This window comes from Rickettsia sp. (genome assembly GCF_965035265.1).
In genome coordinates this window covers 1-4,503 of the sequence record NZ_CBCDJS010000095.1, presented here as the reverse complement: position 1 = coordinate 4,503, position 4,503 = coordinate 1, and the positions used below count along the sequence as shown (strand labels likewise).

The following is a 4,503-nucleotide window of genomic DNA, read 5'->3' as shown; positions in this document are numbered from 1 at the left end:
TAACAATTATTGACTCATAATTTTATAAATGTTAGCATAGATTAAGGGTGTATGTTTATATATACGTAACCTATAAAATGCAAAAGCAAAACAATTTCTTAAGGGTCTATGAACATTTCTAATTGGTTTTTTATTTTAAGATATTTTTTAACAAAAATTAATAAGATTTTTGAAAGAATAGCAGTCCTATTTCAAGAAAATCTTACAATTTGTAGTAAAAAATATCCAAAATTAAATCTTTTTAGAAATGTTCGTGGAGCCTCATAAAATATTTACAAAATTTAATTTATTTTAGGAGAATGAATAATGTTAAATAATACACAATTTTTAGATTTAATGAAGTCCTATATGAATCCAGAATTTTATATGAGTTCTATGAAAAATATCCCTAGTGTAGACCTTTCATCTGTCACAAATACAATGCAAAGAGCTATGAATATTCTTGTAACAACTAACCAAATTGCTACGGAAAGTATGCAAGCTTTGCTTAAGAAAAATTCTGAGATTATACAAAATAATGTCAATACTATTTTAAATACTACTAAAGAAGCAGCAAATTCTAAAGATTTCAAACAAGCTAGTGAATGTCATCAAAAATGTTTAAAATCTATTTGCGAAACATCTATGGACAATGCTAAGGAATTAGCAAGTATTGCTTATGAGTCTTCAACCAAAATATTTGAAGCTGCAAATAAGCATATTGCCGAAAATGTTCACCATACTTCTAACAATATGCAAAATATGGCAGAACAAGTACAAAAAAACTTCAATAAGAAATCTGCTTAAAAAATAACTAACACTGTCATACCGCGACTTGATCGCGGTATCTTGTAAAGCAGTTAGTATAACTCAAAAGATACCGCGATCAAGTCGCGGTATGACACGGTAGAAATCCCCTCAATTACTTGCTTTTCTGTTTAACCAATTTTGTAAATAAGACTCTGCTAGTTCCTGATCTTCTATAACAATCACATTTTCAGCATTACGTTTATCAGCGGCAGCTGTGAAATTAAACGAACCGGTTATTACTTTCTTTTTATCGATAATTATAACTTTATTATGAGCAATTCCCGGTACTTTATCTATACCTACATCAATTTTTGCTCGTTGTAATTCATGCAATTTAGAAAATTTTTGCTTTAAATTACTACGATCGAGCAATATTCTAACCTTTACTCCTCGTATTTGTGCATTAATGAGTGCAGTAGTAATTAGTGCATCGCTCATACCGTATGCCTGCATATAAATAGACTCTTCAGCTTTATCTATTTGATTCGCTATAAATTTAGTACATCCGGACGGCGGGGTAAAACATGTACTAACTTTACTTCTTGAAAGCTCTGAAATATTGTAATGCTTTATTTGCGGAGTAGATGAAACTAATAATTTTTGATTTATCAGATCAGTAAAATAATCCGGATTCTGTCCATAAATGCCTAAAGCAACTCCCAAGATAAAGGCAATAGATATTTCTATAAATTTATTATTTTTTCTCTTCATGACTTATTTATATTTTAGGCGTGGCTTGTGGTTTGCAAATCGTCATTGCGAGCAGTCGTAGACTGCGTGGCAATCTCGTCAAATATCCTGAGATTGCTTCGTCAATTACTTTGTAATTTCCTCGCAATGACGAAATACGCAACAACACCTACTTCTTAACATAACTTCCGGGAGCTTCTTCAATAGTTTTCATATTCTTATAATCTAGAGACTTTACTAGTTCAGAATTGTTATTTTTTACAAGCCACTCAAGCCAATAATTCCACCACGAACCTTGATACTCTTTGGCTTTCGTAAGCCACTCATTACTATTTAAACTTAAGTCATCGTTAAGACGATAATTATATTTGGCACTAGCCGGAGGATTAACTACACCTGCTACATGCCCTGAATCGGTTAGACAAAAAATCTTATGACCTTTTAATAGTTTCAGACCATCATATATTGAACGCCACGGAGCTATATGATCTTCTTTTGCTGCTACAAAAAAAGAATTACAATCAACTTTATTTAGGTCTATCTTAGTGCCAAGTACCTCCAAACTACCAGGTTCTTTTAATAAATTGTTGCAATATGTATTTTGCAAATATTCCTCATACATCCTTGCCGGTAAGTTGGTAGAATCCTCATTCCAATATAGCAAATCAAAAGGCATTGGTTTTTTACCGAGTAAATAATTATTGACAAAAAACATCCAAATTAAATCATTCGCCCTTAACAAACTAAAACTATTTGATAAATACTTTCCATCAAAATAACCCTTTAATTTTATATCTTCTTTAATGTAATTAATCGTAGCTTCATTAAAAAATATTCCAAGCTCGCCAGGATGAGTATAATCAAGCACAGTAGTAAAGAAAGTGCTACTATGAACAGAATCTATTTTTTTTGCTTTGAAATAGGCGATAATTATAGCAAGGAATGTACCGCCCATGCAATATCCGACAAAATCAATTTTCTCAAAACCAAGGCTTCTAACATATTCAAAAGGTGCTAAAATTCCATCTTTTAAGTAATCCTCAAAACCTTTCTTCGATAAAGAGATATCAGGATTAACCCATGAAACAAGAAAAACTTGAAAATTATTTTCTACTAAGAAAGACACTAGAGAATTATGCGGAGATAAATCGAGTATATAATATTTATTTATGCAGGGCGGAATAATAAATATCGGGATCTTATGAACTTTCTCTTTCGGTTCATAACATATTAATTGCATTAAATCATTTTGAAATATGACTTTTCCTTTTGTTGCTGCAATATTTTCACCGAGTTTAAAAGCAGATTTATCGGTAGTTTTAATATTTAATATATCACCGGAACTTTTTATATCTCTTAAGAAATTTTCTAGTCCTTGTACTAAATTCTGACCGCCGCTTTCTAATGTTTCACGTAAAACTTTTGGATTACAAAAAGCAAAATTTGAAGGTGAAAACGCATCGATAAAATGTTTAGTCGCAAACTCTAAATGTTGCTTGAGATCATTTGATAGCTCATACTGTTCTATATTCTTCTTAAGCCACCCCGAAGAAAGCAAGTAATATTGTTTAACAAAGTCAAAATAAGCATTATCCTCCCATGAAGAGTCTTTAAATCTTTTATCTCGATTATCCGGAGAAAATACAGCTTTTGCCGGACTACCGACAAATTTTGCAAAGCTATTTGCTGTAAGCTCTCTCAATTTATCAATATATTCAATATTAAGCTGACAAAATTTTTCAGGATTTGCCCAAAACTGTTCCACCATTAAAGAGGCTATAATTCTGTTTTTATCGCTATTAATCAGGTTTTTAGGAATCATACTTCCCCTACCTTGCATAAAATGCAAAATAAGCTCTTGATATTTATCGGCTATTTCTTGGAAATTATTAACTATAGTTTCGTGCGAGATATTATACATGTTTAGTTCCGATAATGTGTTACTGTTTTAACCGTCATTGCGAGGAGAGGCAAAGCCTCGACGTGGCAATCTCAGGCATTTTGTACTGTTTCATGAGATTGCCACGCTCCTTTTAGTCGCTCGCAATGACGGTTGCTTATATCTTTAAACCATCCCACATCTTATCCACCTTGTCGATAACTTCCTGACTCATTTCTATTTTTTTTCCCCATTTTCTATTTGTCTCAGGGTATATTTTATCTGTTGCATCGATTCCCATTTTACTACCAAGCCCTGACTCGGGTGATGCAAAATCCAAATAATCTATCGGGGAATTATCTATAAAAGTCGTATCACGTCTTGGATCGCTTCTTGTTGCTATTGCCCAAATTACTTCTTGCCAGTTACGAACATCAATATCATCATCTACAACGATAATAAATTTACTATACATAAATTGCCGCAAGTAAGACCAAATTCCGAGCATTATTCTTTTAGCATGACCGGGATAGGATTTTTTAATTGATACTACTGCCATTCTATATGAACATCCTTCAGGAGGGAGCCAAAAATCAACAATTTCGGGGAATTGTTGCTGCAAGATAGGAATAAAAATTTCATTTAATGCTTGACCTAGTATAGACGGCTCATCAGGCGGCTTTCCTGTATAGGTACTTAAATATACAGGATTTTTTTTCATCGTTATCGCGGTGAGCGTAAATACAGGGAACTCCTCAACATCATTATAATATCCGGTATGATCCCCAAAAGGACCTTCAGGCAAATATTCTTCTAAACTTACATAACCTTCCAACACTATTTCACTATGTGCAGGTACTTTGAGGTCAATAGTTTTGCATTGCACCAGCTCTACTTTTTCATTACCGAGTAAACCAGCAAAATTATATTCCGAAATATTCTCAGGTATCGGCGTAACCGCTGCCAAAGTTACCGCTGGATTTGCACCGATAACGATAGCAGCAGGAAACGGCTCTTTCTTTTTTTCTTTCCAACGTTTATGATGCTCTGCACCGCCTCGTAACTTTAACCAACGCATTAATAATTTATTTTCCGAGATAACCTGCATTCTATATATGCCGAGATTGTAATTATCAACCTTATCT

General features: G+C 33.1%; 4 protein-coding genes. 1 reads left to right on the top strand and 3 read right to left on the bottom strand.

The window, feature by feature from the left end:
* Nucleotides 1-306 precede the first annotated feature (306 nt).
* Nucleotides 307-786, top strand: a complete 480-nt coding sequence (locus AC1Z7D_RS05990) for a phasin family protein (RefSeq protein ID WP_482602846.1) — start codon at nt 307-309, stop codon at nt 784-786.
* 111 nt (nt 787-897) lie between these two features.
* Here AC1Z7D_RS05990 and pld read toward each other — a convergent pair whose 3' ends face one another.
* From pld to AC1Z7D_RS05975, 3 genes are all read right to left on the bottom strand, one after another.
* The gene (gene pld / locus AC1Z7D_RS05985) at nt 898-1,500 is read right to left on the bottom strand and encodes a phospholipase D (protein WP_482602844.1); all 603 of its coding nucleotides are present in this window, start codon (nt 1,498-1,500) and stop codon (nt 898-900) included.
* Nucleotides 1,501-1,648: 148 nt separating this feature from the next.
* Nucleotides 1,649-3,400: a PHA/PHB synthase family protein gene (locus tag AC1Z7D_RS05980; protein ID WP_482602842.1), complete on the bottom strand. Its 1,752-nt coding sequence runs from the start codon at nt 3,398-3,400 to the stop codon at nt 1,649-1,651.
* A gap of 136 nt (nt 3,401-3,536) precedes the next feature.
* On the bottom strand, nt 3,537-4,503 hold a 967-nt coding region (locus tag AC1Z7D_RS05975), incomplete at its 5' end, for a UbiD family decarboxylase (RefSeq protein ID WP_482602840.1).

Coding starts and splice junctions, on each gene's coding strand:
- AC1Z7D_RS05990 (WP_482602846.1), top strand. CDS start 307: ATGTTAAATAATACACAATTTTTAGATTTAATGAAGTCCTATATGAAT.
- pld (WP_482602844.1), bottom strand. CDS start 1,500: ATGAAGAGAAAAAATAATAAATTTATAGAAATATCTATTGCCTTTATC.
- AC1Z7D_RS05980 (WP_482602842.1), bottom strand. CDS start 3,400: ATGTATAATATCTCGCACGAAACTATAGTTAATAATTTCCAAGAAATA.